The 18,435-nt window shown below is 55.3% G+C and carries 9 protein-coding genes; 4 read left to right on the top strand and 5 right to left on the bottom strand.

What is annotated here, in order from left to right; all coding sequences use genetic code 11:
* Positions 1-129: 129 nt before the first annotated feature.
* A complete protein-coding gene (metK, locus tag G0034_RS18955) occupies positions 130-1,284 on the bottom strand; it encodes a methionine adenosyltransferase (protein ID WP_014885184.1) in 1,155 nt (384 codons plus the stop codon).
* A 138-nt stretch (positions 1,285-1,422) separates the two neighbouring features.
* Here metK and G0034_RS18950 point away from each other — a divergent pair, with 138 nt between their 5' ends.
* The 4 genes from G0034_RS18950 to speA all read left to right on the top strand — a co-directional run bounded on the left by G0034_RS18950 (position 1,423) and on the right by speA (position 4,064).
* Positions 1,423-1,641 carry a hypothetical protein gene (locus G0034_RS18950; RefSeq protein WP_179121192.1) on the top strand — a complete coding sequence of 73 codons (219 nt, stop codon included), beginning with the start codon at positions 1,423-1,425 and terminating at the stop codon, positions 1,639-1,641.
* 68 nt (positions 1,642-1,709) lie between these two features.
* Entirely contained in the window at positions 1,710-1,853 is a 144-nt protein-coding gene (gene yqgG / locus G0034_RS23695; RefSeq protein WP_418251728.1) for a small protein YqgG, read from the top strand.
* Positions 1,854-1,947: 94 nt separating this feature from the next.
* Positions 1,948-2,079 (top strand): acid stress response protein YqgB, encoded by a 132-nt coding sequence (gene yqgB, locus G0034_RS18935; RefSeq protein WP_127312443.1) that lies wholly within the window; start codon positions 1,948-1,950, stop codon positions 2,077-2,079.
* 8 nt (positions 2,080-2,087) lie between these two features.
* Positions 2,088-4,064: a biosynthetic arginine decarboxylase gene (gene speA, locus G0034_RS18930; RefSeq protein WP_014885182.1), complete on the top strand. Its 1,977-nt coding sequence runs from the start codon at positions 2,088-2,090 to the stop codon at positions 4,062-4,064.
* Between the two features lie 98 nt (positions 4,065-4,162).
* Here speA and G0034_RS18925 read toward each other — a convergent pair whose 3' ends face one another.
* Genes G0034_RS18925 through G0034_RS18910 form a run of 4 tightly spaced genes read right to left on the bottom strand, consistent with a single transcriptional unit; the run spans position 4,163 to position 18,409 of the window.
* Positions 4,163-13,078, bottom strand: coding sequence for a two-partner secretion domain-containing protein (locus G0034_RS18925; protein ID WP_286079221.1), 8,916 nt, complete (start codon positions 13,076-13,078; stop codon positions 4,163-4,165).
* A gap of 14 nt (positions 13,079-13,092) precedes the next feature.
* Positions 13,093-14,826, bottom strand: a complete 1,734-nt coding sequence (locus G0034_RS18920; protein WP_023337753.1) for a ShlB/FhaC/HecB family hemolysin secretion/activation protein — start codon at positions 14,824-14,826, stop codon at positions 13,093-13,095.
* Positions 14,827-14,843: 17 nt separating this feature from the next.
* Positions 14,844-15,839, bottom strand: a complete 996-nt coding sequence (locus G0034_RS18915) for a fimbrial protein (RefSeq protein WP_014885179.1) — start codon at positions 15,837-15,839, stop codon at positions 14,844-14,846.
* Positions 15,836-18,409, bottom strand: coding sequence for a fimbria/pilus outer membrane usher protein (locus tag G0034_RS18910; protein ID WP_023337752.1), 2,574 nt, complete (start codon positions 18,407-18,409; stop codon positions 15,836-15,838). The genes G0034_RS18915 and G0034_RS18910 overlap by 4 nt, the downstream gene beginning before the upstream one ends.
* Positions 18,410-18,435: the final 26 nt, after the last annotated feature.

Here is an 18,435-nt window from a genome sequence, read left to right as displayed (position 1 = left end):
CAGCACAAGAAATGCCATCACGCAAAGAGATTATTCCGAAAGCGAGGTACATGGACTGGCGTGTAAGCGGTTCCAAACACAAAAAAAGCCAGCACAAAGGCTGGCTTTTTTAACGCTCTTGTCAGTCGATTATTTCAGACCGGCAGCTTCACGCAGCAGGGCGGCTTTGTCGGTTTTTTCCCATGGGAAATGTTCACGACCAAAGTGACCGTATGCCGCGGTTTCTTTGTAGATTGGGTGCAGCAGATCCAGCATCTGAATCAGTCCGTATGGACGCAGGTCGAAGAACTCGCGTACCAGCAGGGTCAGCTGTTCTGAAGGCACTTTCTCGGTACCGAAGGTTTCAACCATGATGGAGGTTGGCTCAGCCACGCCGATGGCGTAAGAAACCTGAATCTCACAGCGGTCAGCCAGGCCGGCAGCAACGATGTTTTTCGCAACATAACGTGCCGCGTATGCCGCAGAGCGGTCAACTTTAGACGGATCTTTACCAGAGAACGCACCGCCGCCGTGACGTGCCATGCCGCCGTAGGTATCAACGATGATTTTACGTCCGGTCAGACCGCAGTCACCCATTGGGCCGCCGATAACAAAGCGTCCGGTTGGGTTGATGAAGAATTTGGTCGCAGAGCTCAGCCATTCGGTCGGCAGAACCGGCTTGATGATCTCTTCCATCACTGCTTCTTGCAGGGATTTCTGGTCAATCTCTTCGGAATGCTGGGTAGACAGTACCACCGCATCGATGCCAACGATTTTGCCGTCATCGTACTGGAAGGTGACCTGGCTTTTTGCATCCGGGCGCAGCCACGGCAGGGTGCCGTTTTTGCGTACTTCAGCCTGACGCTGTACCAGACGGTGCGCGTAGGTGACCGGGGCTGGCATCAGCACGTCGGTTTCGTTGGTCGCGTAGCCAAACATCAGGCCCTGGTCGCCCGCGCCCTGTTCCAGTGGATCGGCACGGTCAACGCCCTGGTTGATGTCTGGAGACTGTTTGCCAATGGCGCTCAGCACCGCGCAAGAATTGGCATCAAAGCCCATATCAGAATGCACATAACCGATTTCACGCACCGTGTTACGGGTGATCTCTTCGATATCAACCCATGCGCTGGTGGTGATCTCACCGCCAACCAGAACCATGCCAGTTTTGACATAGGTTTCGCACGCGACGCGCGCTTTAGGATCCTGCGCCAGGATCGCATCCAGCACCGCATCGGAGATTTGGTCAGCAATTTTATCAGGATGTCCTTCTGATACGGACTCGGACGTAAACAGGTGTTTTGCCATGTTTTATTTCACCTAAGAGGAATTTGGTTAGCTCAAGCTGCTGTGTGGAATAGCCAAAGGAGATAATTCTACCAAGGCCTGCAGGTTTTTGACACTGGCAGTATGAGTGTTAATCAGTATAGATGGATTAACATCTGGATGGCTATTTTAGGTCACATCTTCGCCCGATTTCCAGTTTTTTTTGATTCATCTCTCACGGCGTTGAAATGTCTGCTGGAAATTTTTCCTGACGGCGCTGGCAACCCACGCATTTTTGTTTTGCTTTTTAGCCCCCTTCTCGGTATAAAACGCGGCGCGCGGCTCATACAAAATAAGCGCTCGATGAACTCATCGAGTCGCCACTTCCAGCCGGGTTAAGCAGTGAACTTTTAGCTTTGGCTTGGGGTCCGTTTCAGCAGAGGCGGCCGTGGAGGTGATACGAGATAATGAACCATCGTTTTCCGCTAATTCAGCGCAGCCGTTCTGGCGCGCATTTGATTCCCGCAACCCGCATTTCTAGTCTGCAAACCTGCCGATGTTATACCCATCTCGGCGCTTCTCAGGATTCCAGGGCCGGTCAGGCTGTGTGAAAACTGAACAAGGGCGCTCTTGTTAATACAAGAGTTTTCTCGTGGTTTCGCCGAACCTTGTCATACAGAGTTCGGATACGTGTTTTACAATGATATGAATAAGAAACCGGTCGCACGGTCTGGATTTCAGCATACTCTGCTGGGAAACGGAGCCGTTTATGGGTTGTTATCGCCGTATAACGCTGCGATAGTAGTCAACTGTTTTACACTTAATACAAAGAGTTGAGGTTCGCTATGTCTGACGACATGTCTTCTTTTTCGCCTTCGTCAGCGGGCGAACAGGGTGTACTACGTTCTATGCAGGAGGTTGCGATGAGCTCCCAGGAAGCCAGCAAGATGCTGCGCACATACAATATTGCCTGGTGGGGCAATAACTACTACGACGTCAACGAACTGGGCCACATCAGCGTTTGCCCGGATCCGGACGTCCCTGAAGCGCGCGTGGACCTCGCCAAACTGGTGAAAGCCCGTGAAGCACAGGGCCAGCGTTTGCCTGCACTGTTCTGCTTCCCGCAGATCCTGCAACATCGCCTGCGTTCTATTAACGCCGCCTTCAAGCGCGCGCGTGAATCCTACGGCTATAAAGGCGACTACTTCCTGGTTTACCCGATTAAGGTGAACCAGCACCGCCGCGTGATTGAGTCCCTTATCCACTCCGGCGAGCCGCTGGGCCTCGAAGCCGGCTCCAAAGCGGAGCTGATGGCGGTTCTGGCGCATGCGGGCATGACCCGTTCGGTCATTGTCTGTAACGGCTACAAAGACCGTGAGTACATTCGTCTGGCGCTGATTGGCGAGAAGATGGGCCACAAGGTCTATCTGGTTATCGAGAAGATGACTGAAATCGCGATCGTGCTGGAAGAGGCTGAACGTCTTAACGTGGTGCCACGCCTCGGCGTGCGTGCGCGTCTGGCGTCTCAGGGTTCCGGTAAATGGCAGTCCTCCGGCGGTGAAAAATCCAAATTCGGCCTCGCGGCGAACCAGGTACTGCAACTGGTGGAGATTCTGCGCGAGCGCGGTCGTCTGGACAGCATTCAGCTCCTGCACTTCCACCTCGGTTCGCAGATGGCCAATATTCGCGATATCGCCACCGGCGTGCGTGAATCAGCCCGTTTTTACGTTGAGCTGCACAAGCTTGGCGTGAATATTCAGTGCTTCGACGTGGGCGGTGGCCTGGGCGTGGACTACGAAGGGACCCGCTCGCAGTCTGACTGCTCGGTGAACTACGGTCTGAATGAATACGCCAATAACATCATCTGGGCGATCGGTGATGCCTGTGAAGAGCACGGCCTGCCGCACCCGACGGTGATCACCGAATCCGGTCGCGCGGTGACCGCGCACCATACGGTGCTGGTCTCTAATATCATCGGCGTTGAGCGTAGCGAAATTTCCGAAGCGACGCCGCCGCAGGATGATGCACCGCGTTCCCTGCAAAGCATGTGGGAAACCTGGCAGGAGATGCACGAGCCGGGCACGCGTCGCTCCCTGCGCGAATGGCTGCACGACAGCCAGATGGATCTGCACGATATTCACGTCGGCTACTCGTCAGGCACCTTCAGCCTGCAGGAGCGTGCGTGGGCGGAGCAGCTTTATCTGAACATGTGCCATGAAGTGCAAAAGCAGCTCGACCCGAGCAACCGCGCGCACCGTCCGATTATCGACGAGCTGCAGGAACGTATGGCGGATAAGATTTACGTCAACTTCTCGCTGTTCCAGTCGATGCCGGATGCATGGGGTATCGACCAACTGTTCCCGGTTCTGCCGCTGGAAGGGCTGAACCACGCCCCGGAACGTCGCGCGGTGCTGCTGGACATCACCTGTGACTCCGACGGTGCTATCGACCACTACGTTGACGGCGACGGTATCGCCACCACCATGCCAATGCCGGAGTACGACCCGGAGAACCCGCCGATGCTGGGCTTCTTTATGGTCGGGGCGTACCAGGAGATCCTCGGCAACATGCACAACCTGTTCGGTGATACCGAAGCGGTTGACGTGTTTGTCTTCCCTGACGGCAGCGTGGAAGTTGAGCTGTCTGACGAGGGGGATACCGTGGCAGACATGCTGGAATACGTTCAGCTCGATCCGAAAACGCTGCTGACCCAGTTCCGCGACCAGGTGAAAAACACCGGTCTCGACGATGCATTGCAGCAGCAGTTCCTGGAAGAGTTTGAGGCGGGGCTGTACGGATATACTTATCTCGAAGACGAGTAATTATTCCGCCAGCTGAATATGAAAAGGGTCTGACCGCGGTCAGACCCTTTTTTTATGGCTACATGAAAACCCCGCCGGTGAACGACGGGGGAGGGCGGTTAACTCAGCTGTTCATCCTCGAACGTAATGATCACCTTCGCATAGATATTAATTGGCGTTTCCGTCATCAGCGGCAGCCACTGCTTCGGCTGCGCTGTTGCGCTCATATCGCCGTTCCACTGCTTGTGCTCAGGCGTTTTCGGCATGTCCATGCCGGTCTGACCGGTGGATGAACCCGGCGAGAGCTTGACGTCGGTGCCTTTCGGGTTGCTCGACGGCGCCACGCCGTTGGTCATGTCGCCGTTCCACTGCTTGTGCTCAGGCGTTTTCGGCATGTCCATGCCGGTCTGACCGGTGGAGGAACCTGGCGAGAGCTTGACGTCGGTGCCTTTCGGGTTGCTCGACGGCGTGACACCGTTGGTCATGTCGCCGTTCCACTGCTTGTGCTCAGGCGTTTTCGGCATGTCCATGCCGGTCTGACCGGTGGAGGAACCTGGCGAGAGCTTGACGTCGGTGCCTTTCGGGTTGCTCGACGGCGTGACACCGTTGGTCATGTCGCCGTTCCACTGCTTGTGCTCAGGCGTTTTCGGCATGTCCATGCCGGTCTGACCGGTGGAGGAACCTGGCGAGAGCTTGACGTCGGTGCCTTTCGGGTTGCTCGACGGCGTGACACCGTTGGTCATGTCGCCGTTCCACTGCTTGTGCTCAGGCGTTTTCGGCATGTCCATGCCGGTCTGACCGGTGGAGGAACCTGGCGAGAGCTTGACGTCGGTGCCTTTCGGGTTGCTCGACGGCGTGACACCGTTGGTCATGTCGCCGTTCCACTGCTTGTGCTCAGGCGTTTTCGGCATGTCCATGCCGGTCTGACCGGTGGAGGAACCTGGCGAGAGCTTGACGTCGGTGCCTTTCGGGTTGCTCGACGGCGCCACGCCGTTGGTCATGTCGCCGTTCCACTTTCTGTGCTCAGGCGTTTTCGGCATATCTTTGCCGGTTTTACCGGTTGCAGAACCCGGAGAAAGCGTTGGGTAATTCGTATTTGGAACGTCCCATTTTTTCTTCGGCGTTGTGCTGTCAGCCGGTTTCGGCGCAGGCTTCAGATCGTCCGCTTTCGACGGCGTAACGGCAGGCACCGCTTCGCTGTGCGCGGTTTCAGACGGGGTGGTATCCGTCTTCGTCGTGCTGTCAGCCGGTTTCGGTGCAGGCTTCAGGTCATCCGCTTTCGACGGCGTAACGGCCGGCACTGCTTCGCTGTGCGCGGTTTCAGACGGGGTGGTATCCGTCTTCTTCGCGCTGTCAGCCGGTTTTGGTGTAGGCTTCAGATCGTCCGCTTTCGACGGCGTAACGGCAGGTGCCTCTTCGCTGTGCGTGGTTTTAGACGGGGTGGTATCCGTCTTCTTCGTACTGTCAGCCGGTTTCGGCGCAGGCTTCAGATTGTCGGCTTTCGACGGCGTAACGGCTGGCACATCTTCGCTGTGCGCAGGTTTCGCTGGCGTAACCTCTTTCTTCCTGGTGCCATCGCTCGAATGCTTCGACGAGCCGCTATTGTGGTGGTCGCTCGGCGTATCGACGTCGTAACTGCCTTTTTTCTTCTTACCGATGCCAGGATCCGCAAGGGTATAGGAGATATTGTTGCCCGCTTCTTTTTCGTCACGGGTGACAACGGACATCTCATCCTTGTTGGTGTTGATCTCGCCAGTCGTACCTTTGCTGGTGGTGCCCCCCACGGAAATGGTGGATTTCTGCGTTTCGTTACGGTGGATCTCATCGACCGTATCCACGTAGATGTTAGCCGATGGAATGCCGCCTTTTTTACCCGGCAAACCACCGATACCTACGCCGCCACCGCCGTACAGGCCGTCCTGCTCAACGGTATCTTGCAGGTCTTTGGCGTTGATATTGCCCGCAACGTTGACGTTACCGGTGCCATTATCAGAGACGATATTGGCCCCCGCCATGTTGAGGTCGCCGCCGGTTTTCACCTGCACGTCCCCCGTGGTGTGAATGCCGGACTGCTTCGCGGTGGTTGCCGAGTCATAAGCCTCTGAGCCGCCGCCGCCGTTAACGGCCCCGGTAGGCATCACGCCTTTCGTCGACACGGCTACACCGACGGATGCACCCCAGTTGGCACGCTCGTTGTCCGTGTGAACCGTATCCTGAAGGGAGTTCACGGTCATATCCCCTGCAACATCCACGTCCGCGGTATTGGCATCAATGTTGGCACCGCTCATGGTCATGTCGCCGCCGGACTTAATTTTGACGTCGCCTGCCGTAATGGTGCTGTTGGTGTAGCTGGTGCTGTTGCCTGTTCCGGTCTCTTTGCTGCCGCTGTAGTCGACAGACGCGCCGCCGCTCACGCCGGAGAGATCCACGCCCACGCCAGCCGAGATGCCCGCCGAGTGCTCCTCGGTGGTGTTGCTGTAGCTGGATGTGGATTTCGCCGCATTCATGTTCACATCGCCGCCTGCGTTAATTTCAACGTTCTGGCCGCTAATGTCTGTTCCGTTCAACGTGGTGTCTTTTTTGGTATTGATCGAAACGTTATTGGCGCTGATGTGGTTAATGTTTTCCGCCGTGGAGGTGGAGGTTGAGTGCGATTTAGACGAACTGCCGCCAATGGTAACGGAACCGCCAGCCAGATCGTTAAGCAGCAGGTTAGAGGCCTCGCCCAGCACTTCCGCAGCCGTTGTTCCGGCGTTGGCAGTCTGGCCTTCGGTGCCTTTTTCAATCAGGTTACCGGCTTTATCAAAGGTATCTACAAGGGTGCTGTGGGCTTCACCCGTGATACCAAACGACGTCGCTTTATGGGATGAGGTGTTTTTCATCTCATCTTCATATTTCGTGGTCGCGACGTCCTCGGCGTTGATGGTCAGGGCGTCGCCCGCGCTGAGATCCGCCCCGCCGATGTCAGCGGTCTTACCGGCTTCAATCGTCCCGGACTGGCCAAAGTTGATTGCGGCATTGGTGTTCTTTTTGCTGTCGGTGACGGACGAGTCACTGGAGGTGCTCATGCCAAACGTGAAGCCAGCCGTATCATTCACCGGCGCACGGCCAGGCTTCTTGCCGATTGCAGAGGTGTCGGATTCTGATCCTGCGCTGACATAGTCGCCGGAGGTCGTTTCGGTGCTGCCGCCGTCCATGGTGCCGTAGCTGGTGTTAACCGACTGGCCGCCGCCGCTGACGCCCGCGCTGATGACAAACTCGCGTGACGAGCTGTGCTGTTCTTCGTGAGCAACGTCCTGGGACGTTTTGATCGTCACGTCATTTTCAGCGGTGATGCTGCCGGTCTGGGCGTTGTAGGTCCCCCCTTCCATCACTACGTCGTTTTTGGCCTCGATACTCATGTTGCCGCCAGCGGAAACATTCGCGCCAATGGCTTTGCCCGTGGTGGTTGAGGTATCAGACATCGTGTAGTTGAGCGCGCTTCTGACGTCGTTATCAATGATACGCGTGGCGTCAATTTCATGCAGGTCATTGAAGGTGACGTCGCCGTCGGTGGCCTTCATGCTTACATCCTGACCCGCCGTAATATCCGACGCGTTGGAGGTGATGGATTTAGCCTCCATGTTAATGCTGCCGCCTGCGGTAACGCCGTCCTCAAAGGCGTGGATCACCTGCTTGCCGCTCTCATCGCGCCCTACGCTGGCCGTCATGGTGATGTCACCCTGAGCTGCGGACATGTTCACGTCGCCCTCAGCGTTAATCGCCGCGCCGTTGTTATTGATATTGCCGCTGGTGCTGGACATATTGATGTCGCCGCCCGCAGAGATACCCGCGCTCATGCCGTTGCTAACGTTGTTGATATCCCCATCAGAGACCAGCGTCATGTCGCCTTTGGATGAGATTGTACCGTTGGCGTTATTGATGCTGTTCGCGTCGACGTTCATATCGCCACCGGCATGAACGGTCGCGGTGCCGCCGTTAACGTCTCCGCTCTCCATCTGACGAAGCGTTTCAGGGCACAGGTACACGACCGGGACCATCACGTCCACTCCGTTCACCGTCTGATTGACGAACCAGACGATATCGGCGTCCAGTCCGTTGCGCTGCTCCTCGGTCAGGGATTGACCGACAACCAGCCCCAGCTCGCTGTCCTGTGCGGCCACGCCTGCATTGTCCATCAGGGCCTGCACCAGCGCGTCGCCTTCCAGACCATCACGGATCGAAAAGAAACTGCCCACCGAGCTGTTGATCTCACGGCGGATCAATTCTGAGGTGAAGTAGTTATCACCAATAACGTTAACCGGCTTCTGCGGGTCATAGCCCACCTGATCGAAGAAGTAATCCGATCCTGTGTAAGCGCTCTGATCGATCATTGACGGACGCGTTTCAAAGATCGGAACGATATTGTTGGCTGGCCCCGGATAAGCCGTGCCATTTTTTTCCGCTTCGGCGGTTTTCTTAAAGTCGGTTGAGACTTCAAACATGCCCGGAATGGAGACCATATCCTTGATGGTTGGCATCGGGCTAATGCCCATCGCCAGCTCGTCAATTTTTTTGGTATTCACCTGGACATCGTAACCGGCAATGACCGTATCCACGGTGTATTCACCCACGTCGATATCGCTTACGTCGCTGTGGCTGTTAATCACCCCAGCGTCCGCAATACCGTTATCCAGCGTGCCGCCGTTATGCGTAAAGTTACCGCCCGCGGTGATCTCACCTTTTTCAGAAGGGACGAAGTAGGTTTTATTGTTTTTTAATGCCTCATTATTGGAGGCTGTTACGCTCGCCCAGATACCGCACATTGTACCGTAGTCGGTGGTTTGCCAGGTTTCACCGAAGATGTCGGACATCATTTTGTTGAAAAGCGTGGACTCGTTGCCGGTCATCACGACGGCGTTGTACCAGAGCGCTTTTTCAGGGTCATCACTGCCTGTCTTACCGGCCGCTGCGCCATTGCCAAACTCGAAGTCGAGGAACTGGTAAAGGGTATCAAAGTTCCACGTTGACGTATGATAGGCGCCTAAATGCCACTGATAGGTGAGCCCGCCCTGCATCTCTAACGGCAGCTGCAGATAATCATAAATGGACATTTCACCGTATTCCGGTGAGTTGTAGATATCACCGGTAACCGTAATATCTTTCGCTGCCTGAATCAGACCACCTTTGTTTGTAATCTGTTTTCTGTCGTAGATATTGCGCTGGTTGATATTAATGTTGCCGCCCGCGCTGATCTCGGCCTGATGATCCAGTCTCAATCCCGAGGTCACAACCGGCATTGAGAAGTTAATCATGGTGTTAGATTTCGTCGCGAGATGCTCTACGGTGCTATATACCGCACTGGCGTTCTGATAACCCGTCATGGAGATTTCGTCGCCGGTATAGCTACTTTCGTTTCTGATGGATTCCGCGTCTAAATTCACATCCTTCTCTGCGCGAATGATCCCGGCCTGGTTATGGATCTCCTTCGCGATAATCGACATATCGCCCATGCTGAGCACGTTACCCGACACGCCGTTGAAGAAAGTACCGTTACGGGCTTCCAGACTCATATCGCCCATCGTCCACAGCAGGCTACCGGCATTGTTGGTGATATTGCCCGCGGTGACGTTGAGATCGCCTCCGGTCACGATAGAGACGGCGTTGGTGAAATTACCGTCTGCATTCACGGTCAAATCGCCAATCGCTTCCATCTGGGTGCTATTGGTAAAGTCGCCGTGCGTGGCGATCGCCATCGCGCGTCCGGCGTAGATATTCTGGTTATTGGCGTCGAGGGTCAGGCTGTTGTCAACGCTAAGCGTGAGATCGCGTCCGGCCTCAAGAATACCGGCCGTGTTGTTCAGGCTGGCGAGAGTCAGCTGCAGATCCCGGTCGGCGGTGATGGAGGCGTTGGCATCGTTTTGCAGGTTTTTGGTCGCAACTGCAATATTTGTGCCCGCAATGACTGCTTCAGTGGTGTTTTTGATGTTGCCTGTCTGAACATTCAGCGAGGTCGTTTTTGCCCCTGCGAGCACGGCTTCATCGCTGTTGTTAAGGGTGTTCTTCACGTTCAGCGTCAGGTTGTTATCCGTCGAGACAATGGCCGCGCCACTCTCGTTGGTCACATTCTCTGACGTCACGGTCACATCGCCGCCCGCCACCAGAGTCGAATTCGAACCATTTTCACTGCCGCTGTTGAGGAGTGAATTTGCCGCGACGGTTAACGCCCCATCAACGGCCTGAATCACCCCACCGGAGAGGTTAGTCAGTACGCCAACGGCGTTCAGCACCGTGTTCATGCTGGCCGTGATCGCCGCCTGGCTGGAGTTGGTCAGGGAATCCACATCCTCGATCGTCAGGTTACGCAGGGCCATGAGCACATGGTCGCTCCCGTCGTTCATCAGGCTGCGGATATTGCGGATAATCAGATCGGTGCCCGCCTGCACGACGCCGTTATTGTGCAGCGTGTCGCCGTTCTGCACCGTAATGCTGCCATCGCTGAGGATCACCGAGGCATTGTTCAGCGTATTCACACCGTCCAGGGTCATGTTGCCCGAGGCGAGGAGCGCCGCGTCAGTGCTGTTGTTCAGCGTACCCACGTTGTTGATGCTGAGGGCATGCTCAGACTGGATCACCGCACTGTTGCTGTTGTGGAGCGTATCCACATTGCTGATTGTTATGCTGCCGCTACCGACGATCGCGGCGCTGTTGGTGTTGGATACGTTTGTGATGTTCAGCATCGCCAGCGCACCGTCTGCAACCAGCTGAGACGCATCGTTGGTGAGGGTACCGATGTTGGACAGAGTGAGATTGCCGCTGCTATAGAGGGTAGCATCGCTGATGTTATTCAGCGTGCCGATGTGGTCCAGCAGGATGGACGTTGCCTGAATGCCGGAGGCTGAGTTGGTCAGCGTTGTTGTGCCGGACAGATCCATCGCCCCACTCGCGAGCAGAACGGCGTCGCCCGTGTTGGTAAGAGTGGACATGTTGGTCAGGGTGACGTTTTTCCCCTGGATCCGGCTATTGTCGTTGGTCAGTGCAGTCGTCTGCGCGCCGTCCAGCGTAAGGTTTTCTCCCGCCAGGATCTCGCCGCCGTGGGTGTTATTTAATTGCTTACTGACGTTCAGCGCAACATCGCCCGCTGCGCTCAGGGTTCCGCCGTTGTTATTCAGCTTCGCCGCTTTCACCTGCGCTTTTTGTCTGGCGTTCAGCGTACCGCTGTTTTCAAGCGTCGCGTCGGCGTTGGACGCGGTCAGGGTAACGTTTTTCCCCTCGATTTTGCCCTGGTTCTTGATGGATTTACCGCTGGCAGTCAGGGAGACATCTTTTTCGTTGCTGATGATGTTACCGCTGTTGTCGACGTCGCCGCCGACGTTCAGGCTGACGGCTGCCGCATCACCCACGAGGGTGCCGCTGTTGGTCAAATTGCCGGTCGTGGTGACCTGCAGTGCGTCAGTGGTCGCACCGATGTTTCCACGGTTGTTCAGCGCGCTGGCGTTCATCACCAGCCGTTTTTCCGCGAAGATGCGGCCGTTGTTGTCCAGGTTGCCGACGCGGAGCGTCTGGTTATTGGATGCGTACAGCACGCCGTCGTTCTTCAGTGAGCCGGACGCAATCGTCAGGTCCCCCGTCGCGCTGACGGAGCCGCTGTTCACAAAGGCCTCTTTCAGGGTGAACTGCAGGGTGCCTTTTTTCGCCAGGACGCTGCCGCTGCCGTTATTCATGCTGCCTGCGGTAATCTGTACGTCACCGCTGTGGCTGATCACCTGGGTATCCGAGATCAGCGAGGCAAACGGCACTTCAACGCCGTTGACCTTCACAACGAAATCGCCGTTTTTCAGCGTCACGACGCCGTCTGCAATGACCTTGCCGTTGGCGTCCAGCGCCTGCAGTTTGCCGTTCAGGGTATACTGGCCCGCGACGTTAATCTGAATCGCCGGAACGGTGGTCGTGGTGTTGTTGGTTACCAGCGAGGCGGCGTTTTGCACCAGCGAGCTGGCATCAATGCGGATTTTGCCGGTTGAGGCGATCACGTCGTTATTCAGCGTGATGCCCGCCAGGGCGTTCATGATAATGTCGTTTTTTGCCTGAACGCCGGAAGTGGATTTGTTCAGGGTGATATTCTTGCCGGAGAGCGACATATTTTTCTCGCTCGACAGGCTTGCGAGCGTAATGTCGCCATCCGCACTAATCTCGAGATCGCTGCTGGCGATAATGCCGCCGGCATGACGGACGCCCGCCCCGGATTCGGTGCTGATCAACTGGATCTTGCCGCCGTACATGGAGCCAAGCGCGCTACCGTCGATAGCCACGGCCGGACCGCGTCCGTCGCCTTTGTTACGCACGGTGTGGCTACGGGTCGCAAGGTCGTAGTCGTTCTGGCCCGCCAGCACTTTGATGTCTGCTTTACCAGCAATTTCGCCTTCCAGCTGCGCGCTGCGGCTAACGATATCAAAGTAGCCCAGCCCGTCGGTATTAATGCCCTGACCGGTGACGGATACCGCCCCTTTTTCGACCGCCAGCTTATAGGAACCGTCGTTATTTGCCTGCACTTTACCGGTGCTGAGGGTCAGGCTGTTGGCATTGATGGTGGTTGCGCCGTTTACGCTAATGCCGTTTTCGTTGGCAATGATGATGTCGGCCTTTTTACCGAAAACTTCCATCGTGCCGTTAATGTAGGACGCTTTCGCACCCGTTACTTCGCTGATAATGGCGCTGGCTTCGTGCTGCAGTTGGGCATTTTTTACCGCATAGCCGCCAATTTTCGTTACGCCGTCCTGCATGCTGTTGTTAAAGATCATCCCCTGTTTTTCAACGTTAAATTCGTTGAATTTATTCATGGAGATGCCTTTCGCATTAGGATCGGCAATATTCACCACGGGCGTGCCGTTGGCCGCCTGGCCCATGGTAGGGCCTTTCGACTGACGATTATCAGGCGTGGTTGCCGCATCGACGGGGGCCGAGAAAATGCCGGCCAAAGACAGATATAATGGGCAGAGCCGCTTATGCAAATTGCGCGTGGTTATTTTTCCGCTGCGTGTGTTTTTGTTTTTCATTATTCTTCCCTTTGTTAGAAGTTAATTTCCGTTTTGTAATAAACCACCGTGTTATCGACGGTTTCTTCTTCCATTGAGTCTGGTTTTTTAACGGGCCACCCTGCCATAACGTAGGAAGAGAAATGGCTGCCAGTGGCTTTAACGCCCACTGATGCGCCCATCATGAATTGGCTGTCGCAGACATTGACGCCTTTCGGGCAATTATCTTTTGTGAAGCCAACGTCGTAGCCAATATAGGGCGTCAGCTGGTAAATACCGGCCAGTCCAATATCGAAAGGAAACTGCAGGCTATTGGCAATCCACGCGCCGCTGTCGCTCATCACGTTATCGTCTTTGAAACCACGAACGGTGTATTCATCGCCGATAGTCACTTTGGCATCACTCACCAGCACATCCGGCGTGTACTGAAAACCGCTGTTCAGCTCGTAGGTCATGCCGAGTCGGCCAAACTTAGCGAGCGGGCGCGTCCAGGAGGCAATGCCGTTGTATTTCAGATAATCGACGTCGAAACCCTCAAGGTCTTTATCGCCGTCGCGGGCTGAACCAAACCACGGCACCGCCGCGGTGACGCTCAGATCGCCATAGAACCAGCCACCGCCCATGGCGCCAACGTAGGTCAGGCCCGACGCCAGCGAGGTGTAGGTTTTTGAGCTAACGTCAATGCGCGCGTTTTCGATGCCGTTGTAGTTATCCCGGCGTTCGACTTTCATCCAGGCGCTGGTTTTGCCCGTTGCGCCACGCATCAGCATGCGGCTGATACGCAGGGATGCACGCTCCGACGTGCCATCGGAATCGTAAATGCCGAAGCCGCCGTCGATGCCTTTTTCGTATTCGGATTTGTAATAGCTGGTATCAAAACCCCAATAGCCCAGCGGCACGCTGTAGCTAAATGACCAGGAGTCCTGTTTATCATTATTATTTTTCAGATCGTTCCAGGAGTAATACGCATTAAAGATGTCGTTTAACCCGGCAATATTTTTTGCCGTCAGGCTGCCGTAATATTGCTGCCAGCCTTCTGATTTGCTCCCGGAGTTATTTAACCCCGCCGCCGCGTCAATCGGAAATGAGGGCTGATGAATCAGGTTAAGATCGGAATAGCCATTAATGATTGAGGGTTCAACGCTAATATTATCCCTCTCCGAGACCCGCATAAGGTTCTCAACCATCTGGTCGACATCCTGCATATTGAGGATCTTGTCTTTGGCAAACGGGTAGGCGGTAAAAAGACGCGTGCTATCACGCAGGCCTGGTGTCTGGCCGTTCACCTTAAAATCGTTAATCTTTCCCCACAGCACGCGAAGCTTAAGCGTACCGCTCTTGATGTTGCCGGGGTCGATGCTGATAAGAGTGGTGGCATAGCCACGGGAAATATAAAAATCCGTTAACTCTTTCACTAAGGTGAAAATGTCAGATTTACCCAGATCCTTACCCAGATAGCGCTGGACGATCTCCTCGCGCTGCGGTGATCCGTCGAACAGATGATCGTCGAGGATCTCGATCCGGGTTACGTTGAACTTCCACGATGAATTTGCCGGCAGGCCGGTCTCCGCGTCTTCGCCGCGAATTGCGCGCTGCTGTTGCAGCAACGCTTCCGTTCTTTTCGCCTCTTCAATCAGATACTGGTTACTCTGCCGCTCCAGGCGGTCAAGTTCCTGCTTGTTCTGAACTGAGGGCAGTATGGCGGCATGGGCCACCTGTAATAAAGGCAGTAAAAACAGGACGTTTTTGATTTTAAAATGACAACGCATCACTCTCTCCCTGAGCGTTATTTAATGACAACGGTGTATTGAACGGCGCCGACAACTTTGCCGGGGGTGAGGGCCGTCTTACGATCGACCCCGCCGCCAACATAGATTTGTGCCTGATAGTTTTTGGTGAGCGTGGAGGCGGTATAGACCTTCTCCTTACCCAGCGTGATCGCGGTTGAGTTCTTCTCAAAAAGGCGAATACTAAAATTGCTTGCATAGCCATCGCCGCTTTCAACGCCGATCACACCGGTCAACGCGCCTAAAGGGGTGTTAATTAAGGAGTTGAAAGTGATGCCAATTTGTTCCGTAGAAGGGCAGCCCACGGTGATGCTGAAGTCTTTTTTAACACCCTGAAAAGTATCGTCGTTTTGAAAATCGGCGATGTTATAGGTGCCTAAATCGACGTTCGTCGCTGAGGGGTAAATGGAGCACGAGGCGGTAACCACCTTAATGGCAACACCAAAGTTGATGGCCATAATCGGCAGTTTTTCGCTTTCATCGGCGGACGGGATCACCAGTGCTTCGGCCACCTTACCCGCTGGAATAAAGTATTCCCCTTCAGGCATCGAACCGGTCTGGACCATTTCCACCAGAACCGTACTGTTTTTCACTCCACAACCGGTGGAGCACGTGGTCGGCGAACCCGAGTTACCCGGCAGCCATGAAGATTCGGTCTGCGTGGGCCATCGCATACGAATGCCTATCCCCGGGATTTCGGTGTTATAGACATGATCAATCTGCGAACGGATATAGCTTCGCGAATAGCTTGAATGCCATGAAGATTGGGTGGACGCGTCGCAGGTGTAGCTGACGTCCGGCACCTGATAGGTTTTGCTCCATAAAACCTTGCCGACTTCACGCTGCTTTATGACGTTAAGCGTGATGTCGTCCATGATATTCAGCGTCGCCAACGGGGACGTGAGGGTGCACAACGCCGCATAGGCGTTGTTGCACGTTAAAGAGATAAACGCCGTGGATAAAAGAATCAGCGCAGCCGTAAAAATCCGTTTCATGGTGTTGCCCCGTTATTGATGCAGGTAATTTCAATAGCCTTAAACGCTTCTTCCTCGGTTGGTCGGTCCTCAGTGCCTTGCTTCACATAACGCGCACCGCACTGCGCGGGCTTTTTATTTTTCTTCCACTGGAGGGTAAAGACGTTTTGGCCTTCCTTAAGCGCCACCATCGCCACGCCGTTTTGACCGACCATGCCGATCGCGTTGTGCGATTCGTCCAGTACCGACGCACCAAATGGGATCACTTCGCCGGAAGGCTGCATAAAGCGCACAAAGCTCTGGCGATTGGCCTGGGTGTCCATTTTGATCAGCACTGCCGCGCCGGAGGTTGGCACGATGGTTCGGCGGGTGTCGTCGACCTCGACGGTATACGCGGTGCCTTTCGGGTCGGCGTACACCTCGTTGTACTTGTAAGGCACCAGATACCCGACAATGCCGTAGCCGTTGTCTTTGATGACGGCCTGGGAATCCGGGTAGATGCGAGAGCCTTCTGCGCCTTTTGCTTCCACGATGCCAATGGTGTCTGCGAGGGTCGGCACAAAGTTGATGCCGCCTTCATGCACCACCACGCCGCCGTTCAGGTTGACCCCTCCCATAAAGGAGTCTCGGGACTGGCTGTAGGTCATCCCGCCCGAGGCGCTCTCGCCCGTGTAGGAGAGGTTCATGCCGAAGTTAGTTTCCGGCGTGTTGGACTGGCTGAAATAGCCGCCAAAGCCAAACTGTGAGCGTTCCCCGGCGGAGCCGTTCAGCGAGGTACGGAAGTTGGCTTCTTCGCTGTTATAGCTAAAGTTGGCCCCCAGGCGAGCCTGCTTCTCGTAGTGGTGGCCAAGCGGCATGCTCACGTTCAGGTAGAGCGTATCTTCGTGGTCGCCATCGTCGTTATTGGTGCGGCCAAGGGAGATCCCCCAGGTCGTGATGCCAAACTGGTTGTTGTAGCCCAGCACGAAGTTCGACTTTTCATTCCGGCCCTGCTCGTTATTCCAGACGTTGCCCACAAACCCGCTGACGTAGAAGCTTCCCCAACCGGCGGGAAGCGTCTGGTTGATGTTGGCTTCCAGTCGCTCGCGATAGCGTTCCGGGAGAAAGTCTTCTTCATCGGCTTCAATCGAGCGCTTCAGGCTGACCGCGTCGCTCAGGGAGTAAAAATTCGCGCTGGAGTAGCGATAGCCAATCAGGCTGAAGTTCGTCCCGGTTGTCGGGAGGGTCTTCGCCAGGCTAATGCGCAGGCTCATATTGCAGAACGTGCCGCAGCCTGCGGTGTCCGGCTGCCCCTCGAAGCGGGTGAAAGAGCGCGTCACGTCTACGCCTAATGCGCCCAGACGGGTGTTAATCGCAAAACCGGTCATCAGCGCCGCATAATCACCTTCGAACGCGCTCTGTCCGCCAACGTAGCCGGTAAAGTTATTGAATAAGCCGTACTGAAACGTGCCCTCAACCGCTTTCGGATCCTCTTTCAGCCAGGTATCGCGGATTTCACCCGCAGCCACAGAGTAGCGGGAGTAACCTTCGCGCAGCAGCTGCGGCACGCTGGAGTAGGGGACCACGAAGTAGGACTCTTTGCCGTTTGTCTCTTTAACGGTGACCTCAAGATCGCCGTTATAGCCTGTCGCATAGAGATCGCTGATGGCGAACTCCCCAGGCGGCACCACTTTTTCATACAGGGTGTTGCCAGCCTGCTTGATGGTCACCGTGGCGTTGCTGTTGGCGATGCCGCGCACCACCGGGGCATAGTTGCGTACCGAGTCGGGAAGCATGCGATCGTCCGTGGCGAGACGAACGCCACGCAGGGCGGTAGTGTCAAAAAAATCACCGGTGGTGTTCAGATCGCCCAGCACTATCTGCGATTGCAGCGGCGCAATGGCCCGCTCTGCATAGGCCTGGATATGCTGTACGCCGGTATTTTCCGTGTCGCTGCCGGAGCTCAGGCTGTCGTAGGTCGTAAAACGCCATGCCCCCAGTGCGAGGGTGTTGTGCAAATTGCTGTAGAGATAGGTCGCGTTGTCCTGAGCGGGGCGATAACGTGAACTGGTGGCGCTAAGGGTATAGGAGGACATCAGCGCCGGTACGCCGTTATCCCATAACTCCGGGCTTACGTAACCCGCAGGCGTATTCAGCAGCATTGCCTGAGGAATCGTGACATCCAGCTGTTCTTCTACCGCATTATAATTAACCGTCGCGCCTTTAATCAGCTCAGGGAGAATAATGCAGGTATTCTGCTTCCAGTCGGGGGGAAGTTTTGATGTGTCGACGTCAAAGCGGACGACCATTTCGGGCGTCATGCAGGCGTTGAATCCCTGCTCATTATTTGCAGCCACAAAGGTAACGGTCCAGGTATTAACCGGCTTGAGGTTGCTGTAAACCTCAAGCGTATATTTCCCCGGCAGTATTTTTTCAACGCCGTCAAATTGTGTCAGATCGATTCCGCTATCGTAATACTTCATAAACCCACGAGAAAATGTCATCGGCTTACTGGTATCACTGGCATATACTGCGAGTGGCGCAATGGTCACCGAAATGACAAAGCCACTAATCACCCGCAGAATGTTAGTTTTCTTGTAAAACATCGACATATCACCGTCCTGGTCAATATGATTAC

It is taken from the genome of Enterobacter sp. T2, from assembly GCF_010692925.1.
Classification (GTDB): Bacteria; Pseudomonadota; Gammaproteobacteria; order Enterobacterales; family Enterobacteriaceae; genus Enterobacter; species Enterobacter kobei.
This window is presented reverse-complemented; position numbering and strand designations above follow the sequence as displayed.